Source organism: Chitinophaga sp. CF418, assembly GCF_900142925.1.
Classification (GTDB): domain Bacteria; phylum Bacteroidota; class Bacteroidia; order Chitinophagales; family Chitinophagaceae; genus Chitinophaga.
The window spans coordinates 252,037-271,117 of sequence record NZ_FRCN01000009.1; the positions used below are offsets into that span (position 1 = coordinate 252,037).

Annotated in this window: 12 protein-coding genes; 3 read left to right on the top strand and 9 right to left on the bottom strand. The window is 46.4% G+C overall.

The window, feature by feature from the left end; all coding sequences use genetic code 11:
* The first annotated feature begins 315 nt into the window (after positions 1 to 315).
* Positions 316 to 3,330: a TonB-dependent receptor gene (locus tag F3I09_RS20495; RefSeq protein WP_149696907.1), complete on the top strand. Its 3,015-nt coding sequence runs from the start codon at positions 316 to 318 to the stop codon at positions 3,328 to 3,330.
* Positions 3,331 to 3,335: 5 nt separating this feature from the next.
* Positions 3,336 to 5,102, top strand: a complete 1,767-nt coding sequence (locus F3I09_RS20500; RefSeq protein WP_149696908.1) for a RagB/SusD family nutrient uptake outer membrane protein — start codon at positions 3,336 to 3,338, stop codon at positions 5,100 to 5,102.
* Between the two features lie 115 nt (positions 5,103 to 5,217).
* On the opposite strand, the gene F3I09_RS20505 is transcribed toward F3I09_RS20500, so the two are convergent.
* Complete coding sequence (locus tag F3I09_RS20505) at positions 5,218 to 5,733, bottom strand: hypothetical protein (protein WP_149696909.1); 516 nt, start codon at positions 5,731 to 5,733, stop codon at positions 5,218 to 5,220.
* Positions 5,734 to 5,807: 74 nt separating this feature from the next.
* The gene (locus F3I09_RS20510; protein WP_149696910.1) at positions 5,808 to 6,329 is read right to left on the bottom strand and encodes a hypothetical protein; all 522 of its coding nucleotides are present in this window, start codon (positions 6,327 to 6,329) and stop codon (positions 5,808 to 5,810) included.
* 248 nt (positions 6,330 to 6,577) lie between these two features.
* On the opposite strand from F3I09_RS20510, the gene F3I09_RS20515 reads away from it, so the two are divergent.
* Complete coding sequence (locus tag F3I09_RS20515) at positions 6,578 to 7,684, top strand: endo-1,4-beta-xylanase (protein WP_223233317.1); 1,107 nt, start codon at positions 6,578 to 6,580, stop codon at positions 7,682 to 7,684.
* A gap of 263 nt (positions 7,685 to 7,947) precedes the next feature.
* Here the strand turns inward: F3I09_RS20515 and F3I09_RS20520 are convergent, their stop codons facing one another.
* The 7 genes from F3I09_RS20520 to F3I09_RS20550 all read right to left on the bottom strand — a co-directional run bounded on the left by F3I09_RS20520 (position 7,948) and on the right by F3I09_RS20550 (position 18,912).
* On the bottom strand, positions 7,948 to 9,087 hold the full coding sequence (locus tag F3I09_RS20520; protein ID WP_223233318.1) for a TlpA disulfide reductase family protein: 1,140 nt from the start codon (positions 9,085 to 9,087) through the stop codon (positions 7,948 to 7,950).
* Positions 9,088 to 9,099: 12 nt separating this feature from the next.
* Positions 9,100 to 10,707, bottom strand: a complete 1,608-nt coding sequence (locus F3I09_RS20525; protein WP_149696911.1) for a S41 family peptidase — start codon at positions 10,705 to 10,707, stop codon at positions 9,100 to 9,102.
* Positions 10,708 to 10,709: 2 nt separating this feature from the next.
* On the bottom strand, positions 10,710 to 12,176 hold the full coding sequence (locus tag F3I09_RS20530) for a TlpA disulfide reductase family protein (RefSeq protein WP_149696912.1): 1,467 nt from the start codon (positions 12,174 to 12,176) through the stop codon (positions 10,710 to 10,712).
* Between the two features lie 18 nt (positions 12,177 to 12,194).
* Entirely contained in the window at positions 12,195 to 13,562 is a 1,368-nt protein-coding gene (locus F3I09_RS20535; RefSeq protein ID WP_188133889.1) for a RagB/SusD family nutrient uptake outer membrane protein, read from the bottom strand.
* Positions 13,563 to 13,584: 22 nt separating this feature from the next.
* Positions 13,585 to 17,157, bottom strand: coding sequence for a SusC/RagA family TonB-linked outer membrane protein (locus F3I09_RS20540; RefSeq protein WP_149696914.1), 3,573 nt, complete (start codon positions 17,155 to 17,157; stop codon positions 13,585 to 13,587).
* A 4-nt stretch (positions 17,158 to 17,161) separates the two neighbouring features.
* Positions 17,162 to 18,196 (bottom strand): FecR family protein, encoded by a 1,035-nt coding sequence (locus F3I09_RS20545; RefSeq protein ID WP_149696915.1) that lies wholly within the window; start codon positions 18,194 to 18,196, stop codon positions 17,162 to 17,164.
* A gap of 125 nt (positions 18,197 to 18,321) precedes the next feature.
* Complete coding sequence (locus F3I09_RS20550) at positions 18,322 to 18,912, bottom strand: RNA polymerase sigma factor (RefSeq protein ID WP_149696916.1); 591 nt, start codon at positions 18,910 to 18,912, stop codon at positions 18,322 to 18,324.
* Between the last annotated feature and the right edge of the window lie 169 nt (positions 18,913 to 19,081).

The following is a 19,081-nucleotide window of genomic DNA, read 5'->3' on the forward strand; positions in this document are numbered from 1 at the left end:
ACCCCCGGCAACACATTCTTAAAATAAACATAACCTGGAGTTAACAACAAATTCCGGAAAGCAGCTTATCATTGCACCCGATTTGAAGACACTATAGCCTATGGGGGACTTTTACGCACAACCAATTATATTTCGTTCTGTTATTATTATCTTCGCTGACTTTGCTTTAAAGCCCTATATTGCATGGATAGCCTCCAGACAGAACCACGTTGCGTATAACCATTAGCTAGGATAATACAACTCTCAGAGAGGGTGGCCACCAACAGGCCAAAGCAGGTACTTCTTTTTACATTCAAGCATAATAGTAGATTGCCAATGAACAATCAGTTTCTTTTAATTGTAGCAGTATGGCTTTCAGCCGCAAGCCCGTCCGTGGCTAATACGGTAAGCCATCGTAACTATGATCGGGTAATCCGTCAGGAGCCCATCAAGGGAGTGGTAGTCGGCACAGACGGCACTCCTATACCAGGCGCCTCTGTGAAGTCACTGTCTTCCAAACGGGTGACAACCACCAACGAACGCGGGGAATTCTCTCTGCAAGCCGCCGAAGGCGAAAAATTAGTCATCTCCTCTATCGGTTTCACACAACAGGAGGTGGCAGCCAGCGGCTCATTCATGCGTGTTACCCTGGCAGCCAGCAGCAGCCAGCTGGGAGAAGTTGTAGTAGTTGGTTACGGTAGCCAGACCAAAGCCGACGTTACAGGTGCATTAACACAGCTGAAAGCTGATAACATAAAGCAAGGTGTCAACGTTTCTGTTGATAACATGCTCCAGGGTAAGGTATCTGGTGTGCGTATCGCCCAGTCCAGCGGTGAACCCGGCGCCGGTGTGGATGTGTTCATCCGCGGTGTGGGCTCTATCCGTAGCGGTAGTACGCCACTCTTTGTTGTAGACGGAGTTCCGTTAAGTAACGATAACGTGAGCGCAGGCGGTCCTAACTTCGGTTTGGGTAGCTCTGAACCTAAAAATCCGCTGAACTTCCTGAATACCAGCGATATCGAAACCATCACCATTCTGAAGGACGCTTCCGCAGCAGCTATCTATGGTGCAAGGGGGTCCAACGGTGTTGTATTGATCACTACCAAACGCGGTAGCAAAGGTGCACCTACTTTAACCTATGATACCTACATCGGTACTTCAGCTGTTATCAGAAAGCTTGACGTGCTTAAAGCTGACGAATACCGTAAGGCCATTAAAGATCCGGCTTACGATCACGGTGGTAACACTGACTGGCAGGACGTAATCTACCGTAACGCATTCGTACAGAACCACAACCTGTCTTTTGCTAAAACTTCCAATACCGGTAGTTTCCTCGCATCAGTGTCTCACATGGACCAGGATGGTATCGTGGAAACCAGCACCTTCAAAAGAACGACTGCAAGGCTGAACGCTGAAGAAGGTTTCTTCGACGACAAACGCCTGACCGTTAAGATGAACCTGACAGCCAGCAACATCGACGAAACCGGTATCCCTAACGGTAACACCGCAGGTTCCGATGGTCAGCTGATCATTCACGCATTAATGGCGAATCCTACACGTTCTGTGTTCGATTCTACCGGCAAATACACCAACTTCAACATGAACGCCCACTACAACCCGGCGTACCTGTTGAGCATCTATAAAGATAAGACCAATACCTTCCGCGTGCTGGGTAACGTTGAAGCTGCATTCAGAATTTTAAAAGGCCTGAACTACCGTATCAACTATGGTATCGACAAGTCTACTTCTGAGCGTAACTCTACCATCTATCCGAACATTACGGACAGAACGCCACTGGGTGCTTATGTACAGAACAACCTGTCATCACTCACCACATTGCTGGACCAGTATCTGACATACAACCGTTCTTTCAACAAACACCAGGTTGAATTAATGGGTGGTTTCTCTTACCAGAAGTTCCAGTTCGCAGGAACTGCCTTTGGTATGCAGGGCATCACCAAGCAGGGTGAAGGCGTAGATCCTGAGTACAACCCAGGCTATTCCGGAACACCCACTGCTCCAAGCGGTTATGCACAGGAGAATGAATTACAGTCTTTCTTCGGACGTGTAAACTATAACTACGACAACAAGTACCTGGTAACAGCGTCTTTACGTGCGGATGGTTCTACCCGTTTCGGTGAAGATAAAAAATACGGTTACTTCCCATCAGTAGCATTGGGCTGGACCCTTTCCCGTGAAGACTTCCTGAAAGACGTCAGCGCTATCCAGGATCTGAAACTCCGCGCCAGCTGGGGTCAGACCGGTAACCAGGAAGTACCTAACAAGATCACTCAGGCAAGCTATTCACTGTCGCCAACTGCAGGTTACTACCTGTATGACGACCATACCGTTGTAAATGGTGTGCTTGTAAACCGTACCGCTAACCCAGGTCTGAAATGGGAGCTGGTAGAACAGTACAACATCGGTGTTGACTTTGATCTCTGGAAAGGTAAGTTGTACGGTTCATTAGAATATTATAATAAGACCACTAAAGATCCTATCCTGAACATTCCTTCTGGTCCGCTGAGCCCTACCACCACTATCTGGAAGAACGTAGATGCACAGATCGTGAACAAAGGTTTTGAATTCATGCTGGGAACCACGCTGCTTCGCACGAAGAACTTCAGCTGGTCACTGGACGTGAACGGATCTACATTGTCTAACAAGATCAAAGACCTGCCTGTTTCTGAACTGTATTCAGGTAGCATTTCCGGTCCGGGCCTTTCCGGTGTGAATGCCAACATCTATAAGAATGGCTACGAAGCTGGTTCTTTCTTCATGCTGAAACACCTGGGTTATGATAAAGATGGTAAAGATATCTTCGAAGATAGAACCGGCGATGGTGTGATCAACACTAACGACAGACAGATCTTCCAGGGTGCTATTCCTAACTTCAACTTCGGTATTAACAGCCAGATGCGTTACAAGGCATTTGACCTGGGCTTCTCCTTCATCGGACAGACCGGCGGATACCTGGTGAACAATACCGCACTGGATCTGAATATCAATAGCCTGGCATCTGACCGTAACGTACTAAGGAAATATTACGAAGACGGTGCAAACGTTGCTAACCAGGTACAGTTATCTTCATTATACCTGGAGAAGTCTGACTTCATCCGTTTAAGCAACCTGCGTCTGGGTTATACCCTGACCCTGGCTCAACTGACATGGCTGAGATCATTAAACATTTATGTGAGTGCCCAGAACCTGTTCACTATCACCGGTTACTCCGGTTATGATCCGCTGGTGAACACTACTAAGACCGTAAATGGAAACCAGTCCCTGGGTGTTGACTATGCCACCTATCCGGCAGCAAAAACATTCCTGTTAGGTGCAACCGTTAAATTTTAGAGATTATGAGAAAGAAATTACAACTGCATAAATTAGCTTGTATAGCACTCACCGTAACGATGGTGGGATGTACAGACCTGAAGGAACAAGTGATCGACGAGGTATTAGGCTCCAACAATTCAAATCCTGAGAACGCACTGGCTGCGGCATATGGACAAATGGGTGATGCTACCTTTGTGGATCATACTAACGTGTTCGGATTACAGGAATATTCAACCGATGAAGCCATGCTGCCTACCCGTGGTAGTGACTGGGGGGATGGTGGTGTTTACCGTGCCATTCACGAGTTTACCTGGGGAGCTGATAACTCACTGGTGACAAACACCTGGAACAACCTGAACGCAGGTATTACCAAGTCGCTGACTGCTATCAGCACGATCAACAACAAACCTGATTTTACCAACAAGAAACTGTTCCTCGCAGAGGCAAGAGCCCTGCTGGTATTTTATACCTACCATACACTGGACCTATACGGACAGGCTCCTTACAGAGATCCATATAACGCAAATGCACAGCTGGAGGTAAGAAAGGCAGCCACCGCCATCGATGATCTGATCAAAGAGATGGAAGCCATCCTGCCCGACCTGGCTAACCTGAAAGAACAATCCACAAACAACGGACGTTTCACCAAACAGGCTGCTTATGGTCTGCTGGCTGATATGTACATGAACCGTGCGGTGTTCAAAGACCGTTATGCTACCGGCGGTTTCAACTTCAAGGAAGCAGCGGTTGACAACAATGGTACTGATCTGGATAAGGTGATCTATTACACTACCCAGATCATCAACAATTCACAGTTCCACCTGGAAACTAACTATTTCAAGAACTTTGATATAGACAACAACGGTGCACCTGAACTGGTTTTCGTAGTATCACAGGATATCAATACCCTGCGTAACAGCGATAACGACTTCGCATACATGCCGATGGAAAGGAACCAGAAACCTTCACCGGCTAACAGGGGTACCAACGCCGTTTGTACCACTCCTGAGTTCTACCATACCTGGGATAACAATCATGAAGATCCAAGGTTCGCCAGACACTATCAGTACAGTGACGGAACGTGGTTCATGAATGATGGTAGCGATACAAGTGTACCTGCAACCAGCATTGTGGCAAACAGCGCTAGTCTGCCCTGGTTCCATTTCAACCGTGGTATGCAGGTAGGTCAGCAATACGGACCAAAACTGAATGGCACTGCTTTCGAAATGACAGCTGCTAACCGTATTAAAGTAACGAAGCTTTACTGCGAAAAGAACACTACATTACCAGTTGACTTTACGCCGGAGCTCAATTTTGACAATCCTGCACAGTCTGTGTTCTCACAGGCACAGATCAACCGTGGTGTGCGTGTGTTCAAATTTGAGTTCGATCCTGAAAAGGATAATGCTACCAGCAATGTGGATATTCCACTGGTTCGTCTGGGTGGTATGTACTGTCTGCGTGCAGAAGCTTATTTCCGTAACGGTCAGACAGATCTGGCACTGGCAGATATCAACAAATTACGTACTACCAGGACCCGTGAGGCGCTGTACGCCAATGCTCCCGGAGTTGCATTGACTGCTCTGACAGAACAGAGCCTGTACAATGAGATCGCTTTTGAGATGTATTGGGAAATGCAGAGAAGGAAACAGGCGATCCGTTTCGGTAAATTTGAAGCTGCTGGTGCTGGTTCAGCTAAGCCAGTATCTCAGCCTTTCCGCAGGATCTATCCAATCCCGCAGTCTACCATGGATGCGACTAAGATATTCCAGCAGAATGATAAATATTAATGAGGGCTGACTGAAAAGTCTGGTTCAACATAAAAGTAAATGGCTCGCCTTGGCGAGCCATTTACTTTTAAAGAAGGTATATCTGAACAGATCTATTGATGAACAGTTCACCTGGTCATTTGGACATCCTGGCCAGTATCTTTTTTGCTCTCGATACAAATGCCGGACTTTCATTGTCCATAGCATCCTCGATGATGAATTTCAATTCCCCCTTAATATCCGGGTAAATCTTCGAAAGGTTTTCCAGGACAGTAAGAGAGAAAGCCTTTACGGCCGGCTTCTCTGTGGGACTGCTGATGTAATTGAAGCAATGGTTCATCACCACGCCATGATATTTTTCAGGAATGGGGACTGTCTGTAGGGCCCTGATAGTATTCCTCTTTGCTGCCGATCCTACTGCCGGGTTATCCAGGTTATCCAATAGCACCGGCAAATGTTTTCCGGCAAGCTCAGGATGATCATGTAACACATAACTCAGGGGCCATGCGGCTCTTTGTACCACGCGGTATTCATCATTGATGAACAGATCTACCAGCTGGGCAAATCGTTCGGCTGAGCCACCGACCCAGCGTACGATCCGCATGCAATTTTCTTTGGTATGCTCTTTCAGCAGTTCGTCACGTAATTTCATATGTTATTGTTGTCAGGACAATAATAACCGGAAGTTAATCATTTATAGCATGAACAACAATAACGGTACGCCTGTTAATGCTTCGTAACCTCGCTCTTCAGGTTCTTTGCAATATAATCATCCAGCTCATTCTTATCTGCCGCTGTTGCCAGCTTATCAAGTGCCTTGGTCTTTTGGATACCTATTCCTTTCTTATATACTTTCACCATTGCCAGTAAGCCTGCCTTGTTGGGATCCAGCGTGCTTTTATTCTCCTTGTTGCTGATACAGAAGCTGGCGTAATTGGCCATAAAGATAGCGAGCAGCTGACTATTCTTATCGACTAACCTGACAATATGCTCATCTATTCCTACAGTCACAGTAGGAGAGCCCGTGATCCACTTCAATATAAAGACATTGGACTCCATGCGCAGTGCCTCTTGCTTGTCAAGGTCAGTCTCGGTCAGCCATGTCGTTACCTGTTGGAACAGGGCTTCTGATTTCGCGTAATCTTCTTTTACCTCCAGTTCGGGAAACTCGGGACGGTCCTGGGCATGTACGAAAAATGAGTGTAAGCTCAGTAACAATACAACGGTTGCGGTTAATATGGACTTCATAGTTATAAGAATATAGTTTTTCCAAATATACATTTAGATGTGCAATTGACCATAAGAAGCTGCTGTCCGGGATAGATTACGGAAGGGAAACAGCGGCCGGAATTATCTGCCGGAAAAATTTGACTGTTCAAAAATTAAAGGTCAAATTTACAAACGATGGGGCCGGCAGGTCTTAATATTCCCCTTATTTGATGGCCCTGCAATTAAGATTCCCGGCGGGTTTAATATACCTGGAAAATTAAAACGTTATGATGTTCAGACAAACAGATTCCCGAAAGATCACGAGGCCTTTGCTATTAGGAGTTTTAGGCGTTTTTTCCGCACTTTCCTGCGTTGGGCAGGAGGTATCTGGACAGGGGCTGAAGGACTATTACCAGTCTTTTTTCCCCATTGGTGTTTCCGTTTCTCCCCGTGTCCTGAAAGGAGAGGAGGCGCAGTTGATCACCAGTCAGTTCAATAGCGTCACTCCAGAGAATGATATGAAGATGGGCGTTATTCACCCGCGGGAGAATGAATACAATTTCCGGGGAGCTGACTCCATCGTAGCCTTTGCGCTGAGGAATAAAATGAAGATCAGGGGCCATACACTTTGCTGGCATAACCAGGTGCCGGGATGGATCTTCAAAGATGAAAAGGGCGATACGGTATCTAAAGAGGTATTGTTGAAACGCTTAAAAGATCATATCACAACGGTGGTAACACGATACAAAGGTAAAGTGTATGCCTGGGATGTGGTGAATGAGGTCATCAGTGATAAAAAAGAGGAGTTTTACCGCAATTCCGCATGGCTGCGTATATGTGGCCCGGAATTTATAGAAAAGGCCTTTACGTGGGCGCATGAAGCCGATCCACAAGCAGTGCTGTTTTATAATGATTACAATGAGATCAATCCGGCGAAGAGAGCGAAGATCATTCAGATGGTGAAAAACCTGCGGGCGAAAGGAGTGCCTGTTCAGGCAATAGGTTTACAGGCACACTGGGCTGTCAACGAACCGTCTGAAGATCAGCTGGAAGAGACCTTCGCCGACTTCGCCGCTCTACAGCTCCCGCTGCAGGTAACAGAGCTGGACATCTCCGTGTATCCGAAAGAGCATGAAGCCAGGGAAAGAAAAGCAAGTGATGCAGATACCAGCTATAGCTCCGAAAAAGAAAATAATCAGGCAGAACAATACCGGAGATGCTTTGCAATATTCCGTAAGTATAAAACATCCCTGACGGGCGTCACCTTCTGGAACCTGTCTGACAGGCACAGTTGGTTGGATAATTTTCCTGTACATGGAAGGAAAGATTATCCCTTATTGTTTGACAGGAATTTCCAGCCTAAGAAGGCTTTCAAAGAAGTTGTCAGCTTTTAGCATTTAACTTTCATAATTGCAGCTGATGGCATTCCGCTATCAGGTAGTGCAAAAACAAATAAGGCCCGCCTTTGCGAGCCTTATTCGTAGGGTTTAATCAGGCGATCAGCGCCTGTCATAGGATAGAATGATTGAACTGATCCCGGGAGAATGACGGATAGTGCCGGGAATTAATCAGGTAGTGGTCTTGCCCGGCCGGAAGTTTATTCCGGACCGGATAATGATAAAGACCACTATTTAATGGTTGGTATATAAAAGACAATCTACTGTAGTAATTTTTTCAAAGTAGCCTCCAGTGCTTCGCCTCTCAGGTACTTTGCAATGATCTTTCCATTTGGATCGATAAGAAAATTCATAGGTATAGCGTTCACTTCATACAGTTTGGCCGCTTCATTATCCCATGCTTTCAGATCTGAAACCTGTGTCCATGGCAGGCCGTCTTTTTCAATGGCTGCCAGCCACTTATCCCTGTCGCCGGGTTTATCCAGTGAAACACCTAATACGGTGAAGCCCTTATCCTTATAAGCATTATAAGCTTTTACCACATTGGGGTTTTCCCTTCTGCAAGGTCCGCACCAGGAAGCCCAGAAATCAAGCAACACATATTTTCCTTTGAAATCAGACAGTTTCACGGCTTTACCATTTACATCAGTTTGGGTAAAATCAGGTGCCGGAGCGCCTTCCTGCGTCTTCTTTACTTTCAGTATCCTGGCCAGGAGTTCTTCGCCCAGGTCTGACTTACGGATCTTTTCATCGAGCTCGTTAAAGTTCTTCTCTGCTGCTACTGCATCAAATTCAGGAGGTATGGTTGAGTTGAATGCAACAAGTGCCATGTAGTGTGTAAGATTGGCCTTTACATACTTCATCTTCGTTGCAATGATCTCTTTCTGTACAGAGTTAGCTCTTTCATCAAGACTGGCCAGGTAGGCGGAATCCTTTTTCTTTTCTTCAGGCTGACTCTTATACTCTTCATTGAGCACAGTATATTTATCATAGTACGGTTTCAGTATAGCCGTCACTTTCGCATTGTCATCATTGGCAGGAGAGCCTTTGATGACTGCTTTATGGACAGAGTCTTTTGCTGTGATCGTAATGACCTTGTCTTCAATGAAGAAAGGAAGGATATCGTCTTTGGGGCGTGTAATTGGGTTCTGCGGCTCGTCGTCATGCTTAACTACGATATGTGCCTCTTTAGGTGCACCTACTGTTCCGCGGAAGGTGAACTGACCGTTATGAATAATAACAGAGTCCATGATACGTTGGCCTTTCACCTTGTAGGTTAGATATGCTTTGGCCGGCGCGTTCAGTTTGCCTACGCTTCCTTTTATCGTGTAAGATTGCTGTGCATATGACGCCAGAGGAGCGCCAAGAACAGCCAGCATCAGTATTTTATGTATGTGCATGTTTTCTTGTTTCTATTTCTTAGCTTTTTTATTTTCTTCTACTGCTGGTTTCAGTTGTTGCGCATAGCGTGCAGGCTGTTCGAGCAGCTGTAATGCTTCGCGGAAGCTTGCGTTGTCGCTGTTCAGCACCCGCAGGTAATAGTCGTTGCCGGCAAACAACTGGGAAGCTATCTGTGCTTTCATTTCCAGCGACAGCAGGTTGATAGCCCGGTCTTTATTGCCTGTGTGCAGAGGAAGTCCTGCTTTTTCAGCATCTGCTACTATCTTTTGTATCAGGCTGGAAGGAACGGTGTATTGCTTGTTGAAGGCATTAAAGTCCTGGTAGGTCTCCATCAGTTTCGCACGGTTGCTATCCAGGTAGTCAAAGGTGGGTTTATTGACCAACCCGATCTGCGAGATGTACTGCAACCAGCTATTATATTCCACCGTATCTATCGGGATGTAACGGTCGGGCATAATGCCACCGCCACCGTATACAGTACGCTTATTAACGAGCGTAGTATATTTCAGGGAATCAGGGAAATGGATCACGTTAGCATCCAGGAGTTCACCACTGGCCAGGCGGGTCTGTGCATTATCATCATACTTGTCTCCATGATAGGGCTTTTGTATGGATCGTCCGGAAGGTGTATAATAGCGGGCACCTGTCAGTTCCAGTATAGATCCGTCAAACAGGGGAACCGGCCGTTGCATCAATCCTTTACCGAAACTTCTTCTGCCTACGATCACTGCACGGTCCCAGTCTTGTAATGCACCTGTCAGTATCTCGCTGGCAGAAGCGGTAGACTGGTCGATCAGCACCACCAGCTTTCCTTCAGTGAAACTGCCAAAGCCGCCGGTATAGTAATAGTCTTTGCCCTTATCCCTGGGCATGCTGTAGAATACCAGCTTGTCTTTCTGCAGGAATTCATCGGCCACACCAATGGCAGCTTCTACATATCCGCCACCGTTGCCTTGCAGGTCAAGAATAAGGCTTTGCATACCCTGGCTTTTCAGCGTATTGATGGCCTTATCTATTTCATTTCGGGTGGTTGCGTTAAAGATGCGAAGAGAAATGTAGCCAATTTTATCATTGACCATGTACGCAGTGCTTATCGACTTATCGGCTACAACATCCCGTACTATTTCTTTCGTCTGAGGACTGCCGGCCGATTTGCGGAGCACTACAATGGAAAGGGGAGTGCCTTTCTGTCCGCGGATCTTCTTCATAACATCATAGCTGGACAAACCAGCTACAGCCTCGCTGTCAATGGACAATATCCTGTCGCCGGCCATCAGCCCGGCTTTCTCTGCCGGTCCGCCGTTTATTACCTGCGTAATATATACGCTGTCCTTTGCTGTAATGAACTGTATGCCTATACCAGCAAAGTTGCCTTTCATAGATTCACGCATCTGCCCCGCCTCTTCTTTCGCATAGTAACGGGAGTGCGGGTCCAGTTCGCGCAGCATTCCGGCAATGGCGGCATTCACAAGACTTTCGTCTGTTAAGGAATCCACATAGCTATCCTGAATGCCTTTAAGCGCCTGCCAGAGTTTTTCCTTGGGATTGACCTGTGCTTTGAGCGGGAATGAAAGGCCTATAAACGCCATCGTGATGATGGAATATCTTTTCAGCAACATGATTATTTCTCTGATTTTAAAAGTTCGATCGCATATGTCAGTTCGTCGGCAAGCTTGCTGGGACTACCAGAGTAGCCTTCCGCTGTATACCTCATGATACCGTCTTTCAGAATGACCTTTCTCGGGATGGCAGAAGACTGGAAAAAGGGTACAAATGTTTTGAACACTGCATTCTGTTCTCCTGTCTCTTTATTGATGCCATCGTGTAGTAAGTGAAAGCGATAGCCCTGTTGTTTAACATACCCGGTAGATTTCTGCTTATAATCGCCGGTCTGCATGGTACCTACCATATACACTTCCACCTGTGGATCACTGGCATATTTATCGACCAACATCTGCATGCCGGGAAAAGCGCTGATACAGGGTTTGCACCAGGTAGCCCAGAAATCGAGTACAACGATCTTATCGCCCCAGTCGCTGGACCTTACCAGTTTACCATCAGCATCTTCTATTGCAAAAGGGACATACTCCTGGTTGGTGAGATGTTCTTTCACATAGGCCTTCAGCTCCTCCTGCTCTTTGCCTGAGTGCAATGAAGAGAAATAGGTTTCATATGAGGAGGCCTCCTTGTTTTGGGAGAGGTAAACCTCTTTCAGCTTATCCAGCATTTTAGGGGTCATTGCATTCGCGCTGACACATTTTTCCAGGAATGGTTGAACGGCCTGCTGATCGCCTGTTTGCGCCAGGATATTCAGATGCTTGTCATTGAGATCGGCAGCGCCGTAGGTACCTTTGGCTGAGAGGTAATTGAAATATTCCTTTGCCTCCCCATATTTCTTCATGTCATACAGTAAGGAAATATGTGTGCCCAGCTGGTTATCTAGTTGCTCAGCAGCATTGGCGGCTGCCTGTTCTTTATTAAATACGCCATCTTCCACATAGGAGCCATCATTCACTTTCGTGATAAGCTCCTTCACAAGTGCTGTAGACACCTGGTACAGTGTATCCTGGCCGAGTGTCCGGAAAGTATAAGCCCTCATGATATTCCAGCGGTATATTTCATTCTCTGTTTTATAATCAAGCGGCTTACAAAAGTTGATCAGGTTTTTGAACTGTTTGGTTTCAAAGTAGGCGGTCCCCAGCATACGATGTATGCTGTAATAAATAAATCCCTGGTTGTTGGGCTTAGCACGCCACTCGTCGTATGGAAAAGCTTTGAAGAAATTATTGCTGATCGTTATTACTTCTGCATTGCTTTTTGCTTTGTTGAACTGTTGGAAAGCGACGAAACGCGCAAATGAGCCTTTAGGATATTTGCTGATCAATAGCTGTTCCAGTTCTATAGCCCGTTTTTTATCCTTTAGGTCAAACAGATAGTAGTGTTGAATAGCTTCCAGATCCTTCGGCGTCAGGTCTGTTCGTTTTATCAGTTCCTTCGGGTCGGCATTTTTGTATTGCTCGTTTTTCTGGGCGAATACAGTCGTAACGCCAAGCAAAAGAGAGCAGCCAATTAAACTTATTCTTCTCATATCTTTTATGGTTAATGTTTATCGCGCATTCTGTGTGATCTCAGGATTCTGTTCAATGTTTTTCGGAGGAATAGGATACACGTAGCGGTCGCCCGGTACCAGTGTATAAGTAGTCCCTTTGAATGTCCTGCTTTCAGTTTCAGCCAACGCAGGCTCTACGCTCAGTCTGCGCTGATCGAACCAACGCAGTCCGGTACCAAACAGTTCTCTTCTTCTTTCATCCAGGACGATATGCAAAGCTTCATCAGCAGTAGTGGCAGACAGCGCTATGTAAGTAGAAGGAGTGAAGCGTTTTTGTCTGAGTGCATTTACCAGTGCTATAGCTTCATCCTTTTGTCCAGTTCTTGCCAGTGCTTCTGCCTGTGTCAGCATCATTTCCGGTACGGATACACCTACGCTTACATTGTCGCCACTGAAGAGCATGTCGCGGTAGGAGCCTCTTCCTGTGAAAGAAGGGAAGAAAGAACTGCCATTGCGTGTAAATAAAGTATATCGCAGGTCATCCGTAGAAAACTTGTTCACTAACTCGTCGCTGAGCGGGAGGTTAAGATAGCCAGGTTTTGATGCCTGCTTGGCCAGGATGATCTCCGGGTTCAGTAATCGCCGTGGATAGGCGGAGCCACCTGCTGTATGGTTATTCAGGTCCAGTATGGTATTTTGATAGCCCAGTGCTTTTACCGCGTTATCTGCGGCTTCTGTATAACGTTGCATGTAGAGGTAAGTCCTTGACAAAATTGCATAAACAGCCGCTTTTGCAGGATGCAGGTTGTTACTGGGATAGTCGGGCAATGTTGGCAATGCCTGCGTCAGGTCCTGCAGGATCTGATCGTATACCTGTTGAACGGATGCCCGTGTGAGGTTGGCGAAAAGGTCGGGCGTCAGTAACAGTGGCACGCCGGGATCTTTGGATGCATTGGCCGCGTTATATACACGGGCATACAGATTGATGAGCGTCAGGTAGGAAGTGGCTCTTTGTACCTGAGCTTCGGCATAGACTTTTTGTTTCTCTTCCGTAGTGCCGTTTTTACTCTCCATCACATTGGCAGTGATCTGGTTGCAGGTGTAGATCTGTTTATACAGCTGGTCCCAGCCTGCGTCGCTCTGATCGGAGGTGTAATAGTCTGCCGCCCAGATGTATATATTGTCCATCCCGTTCATCAGCTGTCCCTGAAGGCTTGCATTGGCATCGAGATTGATATCATCGCTTGATACCATTGGCAGACTGGCCGACTGTTCAAACATGCTGACATTATTCAGTAGTTGCTGAAAGTCTGAAGTGTATTTAAATTCACGTTGGTTGGGCTGCTCCACCTCAACATATTTGCGGCAGGATGTAGTTGCTCCGGCTATTACCAACAGTGCTATATAGAGATGTTTGATTGTCATTTTGGTCGATTTTTTTCCGGTGTTAGAAAGAAGCATTCAGGCTCATGAAATAACTGGTAGCAGGGGGCAGGTTGTTGTAGTTGGTACCGTTGATGTAACTCGGATCTACACCTGCTTTGTTTTTCCTCCAGATGATACCAAGGTTTCTCGCCGACATGCTTAGTCCGAGCGACTTCATTCCTGTCCTGGACAATAACTGTGATGGCACCTGGTACCCCAGTGAGATCTGCTGAAGACGTATATGACTGCCGCTTTCCACGAGCAGATTTGAGCTCTTGTAGCGGTTACTGCTATTCGTGGTTACATTAGGCAATCCCGGTACGTTCGTGAATGCCTCGTCACCTGGTTTGCGCCAGCGCAGTGCCAGATCGCGCTGTGTGCCGATAAGGCCCTGGTAATTGTTGGTAGCATAGTCCGGATAGTTTTCGATAGAAAGACGGCGGAACACATGTCCCATTTCGTAATTGATACGTACACCGAGGGTGAGTGATCCATAGGAGAAATCGTTAAAGAAACCACCAAAGTAAGGTGGTGTGGTGCGGCCCATATATACTAAGTCCTGCGCAGTTATTTGATTATTTCCCATATCAGCGGTAATGATCTTTCCTTCTTTATCGTATACCTGGGATCTGCCCTTGTTGTCCAGACCTGCCCAGCGGTAAGCATACATATAGTCATTAGGCATGCCTACAATGGGGGTACTGCTGCTGACAGCCATACTGCTGGTAGGAGGGGTGAAACGTGAATCGGTCACCTTGTTGGTATTGTAGGAAAAATTTAAAGTGGACGACCAGCCGAAGCGTTTACCCCGGATAATCTCTCCTCTGATACCCAGTTCATATCCATGTCCTTTCATACTGGCAGCATTATATTGCAGGGTGGTCCATCCGTAGGTGCTGTTGATAGGGAATGTCCACAAAATATCGCTGGTATTCTTCCTGTATGCATCTGCACTTACAGACAGGCGGTTGTGCAGGAAAGCGAGATCTAAGCCCAGGTTCCAGGTTTTTGTAAGTTCCCAGCTAACCTTGTCATTGGCAGGAGATATGACCTCTCCATATGGTTCACGTGTAACCGGGTGGAGGCCTCTCAGGCTCAGTATTGCAGCATTGGTGGCGCTGGTAGGTACTGCACCACCGGTACCGTAGGTGAGACGCAGATTTAATTTGTTCAGCCAGGTAACATCTTTCATGAAATCTTCCGCAGTAGCGTCCCATTTCAGGCCGGCAGACCATAGCGGCCTTGCGCGCTGTCCGCGGGAAGCGCCCGCCAGGGAGAAGTCGTCAAAACGTAGGCTGGCTGAAGCAATGTAACGGTTGTTCAGCATCGAAAATGCTGCGTTGCCATAGTAGGACAAAAAGCGGTTGATGGATTTTGTGATAGTACCATCGGAGAAGCCCAGGCTGGAAGTCCAGCCATATACGGTCTGGTAATAGGCGTTGGGATCCCAGGATGCGGATGAGTAAGTATCCTCGTCAAAACCGTAACGCGTTTGCTGGTAACGGGTGCCCTGATCTTCACGGATCTCAGCGCCAGCCAGTGCATTGAGGCTGTATTTATCCCCCCAGGATTTGTTTACATTCAGCTGGCCACGCAATCCGTAATTGAAGGCGGTACGATTGCTGTTGGTCATTTTACCACCAAATGGAACACCATATACCAGGCGGCCATTGGAACCGATGGTGGTAGCGGTATTTATAAGCACCCTGGTATCATAGCTGTTCAGTTCTGACAGGTTGATATCTTCCCCTGTATTACGTTGTAACATACCAGAAACACTTACATTGGCCCATTTGGTGACTTTAGTATTGATCTCTGTGGTAAAGCGGAAGCGGTTTTCCTTTGTATTGATGTTGCCATAATTCAGTTCCTGCAGCGGGCTGTATGTCCAGGGCAGGTATCCTTTGCTCAGGAAGTCGGCAGCCACTTCATCCCGGAAGTCGATAGAACGGGCGATAGGTTTACCGGCTGCGTCCTGCAGCATTTCATAGGGACGTAGTCCCAGCCTGCTGTTGCCGATGGCATTTACGGCTGCTGTGTTGGATACGCTGGAGGCATAATTGTAACTGATGCCGGTGTTGATGGTAACTTTGTTATTAAAGAGCTCATTGCTCAGGTTAGCTGTTACAAAGTAACTCTCGCCTTTATTGCTTCTGAACACAGGAATATCTTTGCTATAATTTGTCGAGATATAATAGGTGCTGTTTTGTCCGCCGCCGGAAAAAGACAGGTTATACTGCTGGGAGGTAGCGTGTTGCATGAGCAGGTCACGGATCTGTTTGCGATTGTCCAGCTTTCCCAATGCAGAGAGGGCAGAATCACGTTGCTGTGCGGTAGCGGTTCCCCGGTCCACTTTGAACATCCATTCCAGGGCTTCGCTGACAGGCCTGTTCTGGTTGAATTTCATCCAACTGTTATCCCAGATAAGCGGGTCGGTAAAGTAGCCCAGATCTTTCATCTCCTTTTCAAGCTCGATATATTGCGGGGTGGTCATCCGGTTAAGGTGATCCATGTTGGCAGGAGCGGACGTACTGAGGTTGGTGCTGAAGTTCAGCTGGGAAGAATTCTTCCGGCCTTTCTTTGTGGTGATGATGATCACACCGTTGGCCGCTTTAGCACCCCATATAGACGTAGCAGCGGCATCTTTTAATATTGTAATAGATTCTATATCCTCAGGATTATAACGGCTCAATACGGCCCCGCTGGTGGTATTGCCATTGAGTCTGGTGGTAAGATCCTGTTCTACTGCAGGGAAACCGTCTATGACGATGAGGGGTGTGGAACCGGTACCAGCGCCCAGTGTATTGGTGCCGCGGATACTGATCTTGTTGGTTCTCGGGTCAAAACGGGCGCCGGGCACAAGGCCTTGCAGGCGTTCCATCAGGTCTACCGAAGGGACACTTTTGATATCCTTCTGAGTGATCAGGCCAGCGGCGCCTGTAGCACGTTCTTTGGGTAAGGTCTGGTAACCGTTGGAAATAACATTTACTTCACGCAGCTGGAGCAGGTCAGACTGCATTTGTGCATTGATAACAGTTTTGTTGCCGATGCTTATCTTCAGCGGGCTCATACCGATAAAGCTAAAGACGAGGGCATTGGTTTTCTCAGTCAGCCTGATCGTGTAGCGGCCGTCGCTGCTGGAGCTTGTGCCCATTCTGATGCCGAGGCCTTCCGGAATGATAGTTACGCCCGTCAGCGGATGTCCTTCACTATCGGTGATCATACCTGTGATAGTCTGTACATACTCCTGTTGCGGAAGTGGAGCTGTATCTCCTTCTACAGGCGCATCAGGAGCCTGGGTTTTCCTGTTATCTTTAATGATAGTATAGTAATTTTCCTGTACGTACAGGAAAAGGAATCCCTTGTTGTAGAGTAACTCTTTGAGCACACTTTCTACCGGTGCAGCCTTTGCAAGAGGGCGTTTGAAATTGACGTATACGTTGTCCAGTAAATGCTCTTCATAAGAAAATTTTGTTCCATACACAGATCTTACTTCATCAAGCGCAGCTTTCAATTTTACCTGCTGTTGGGCAAATAGAGTCTGTGTCAGTGTTACACAGAGGAAACACATGACAACTAACATTCTCCTGTTCATGTTGCTAATTTTGGCTGATAATTAAATGATTCCCTTTTTGATCGATTTTAAGATTAAACACCTTTTTTAATACAAAAAGAATGTCTTCGGCATTCGTTGCCGGTATTGTCCCTGTAAGCCTTCTCTGCGCCAGTTGCGGCGTTTTTAATGTGATCTCATATCCATAGGTATCTTCCAGTACGTTCAATATCTCCTGGAGGGTATAACCATCCAGGTCCATTTCATTGTTTGTCCATGCTTTGTTTACCTGCGGCTTTCTCTCCAGATCTTTCAGTTGTTGTTTCGTGCTGTCGTATATAAATGCATCCCCCGGTTTAAGCGTTTTGACAAATGCGCCTTTACCTGTCTTTTCTATTCTGAGCCTGCCTTCCAGCAGGGAGATCTCTGTCATGTTGCGGCGGTTCTTTACGTTGAACCGGGTGCCGAGTACTGTCAGCTCAAGATCGCTGACGTGTACATGAAATGAATCAGACTGTTGAAGGCGGTTCCTGATAGCTACATGTTTTACTTCAAAGAAAGCCTCACCCTGCAGCCATATTTCCCTTGGTTTGTCTGATCTCCATGTACGGGAGTAGGAAATTCCTGAATTGCCGTTTAATGTAATGACAGATTCATCTGGCAATACGATCTGTTCATGCTTCCCAAAATCAGTACTGTATGATCTTTCACCTTGCGCCGCCCATTCTCTTATTATTATAAATAAGAGCAGGGTTGCCGCAATAGAGCCTGCCCATTTGGCGGCTATTTTCAGCGGTCTGTAATATCGCTGCTGATTATATTCATAAGCTGATATTTCCGAATTGATTTTAGACCAGAGCGCTGACCGGTCTGCAGCAGGTTGGTATGCCGGCTGTTTATTTATCATAAGTATCCAGACGCGTGCTTCTTCCATGACGGCCATCTTCTCCGGATACTGTTTCGCTATGAGATCCCAGTAGGCAGCAGTGGTTTCATCTCCGTTCAGGACGTGACGAATGAACTGTTCATCGCTGAAGAAGGTGGTAGTGGTATATTGACTATAATCCTGCTGCTGTTCCATAGCTGTAATTAAATACACCTCTTACAGACTTTTTATCCCGGTTGGAAGATAAAAAGTAGGAAATTTTATTTTTAAGAGGTTAAAATGAATAATTTCTAATAAATGCTACAGTTTGTACTGTTATATTAGATTTTTTTTAATGACAGTAAGGTGGACAGGAGGAGCAGATCGGTCCGGGAGAGGTGGTTTCTGAGCGTATCAATCGCTTTATAGACAAGTTTGTAAGTACTGGATACGGAGAGTTGCATCAATTCGGCAATCTCCTCATATTCCATTTCCTCATAATAGCGTAAGTGGATAATTTCCCTTTGCCGGGGCGACATCTTTTCCAGCGCCAGGGCGAGGTTCTTACGTATATTCTCCAGCCGTTCGCGACTGATCAGCGTTTGGTCATAGCCCAGTTCCTGGCTCCAGTCGAGTCCCTGTTCCAGTACTGTAAAATTGTATTTGCGCTGTTGAACATCAAGTTTACGAAGCAATACACGACGAAATGACTTATATAAATAATTCTTAACTGACTCTGTCTCTTTAATGTTGTTCCTGTTCTTCCAGAGCTTAACAAACAGATCCTGCAATGCATCTTCTATAAGATGGTCATCCTGTGAAAACTTATGACCATAATTAAAAAGAGGGGTATAGTACTGATCAAAAATCACTTTCAGGGAAGATTCATCTCCGTAACGGAAAGCATCCCATATGACTTTGTCCTCCCTCATTGATTTTGGCTGATCTGTTTTGTTTAGTGCGAATGTGGTAAAAATGTTTTACATTTCAAATATCCCCCCTTCCCGCTAGGGAACTTTCATTCCTTTATAGAGGTAACAAACAGCAAAATGTTCCGCAAAAACCTGACACTTAAAGAATTAATGTCATTTTTACAATTGA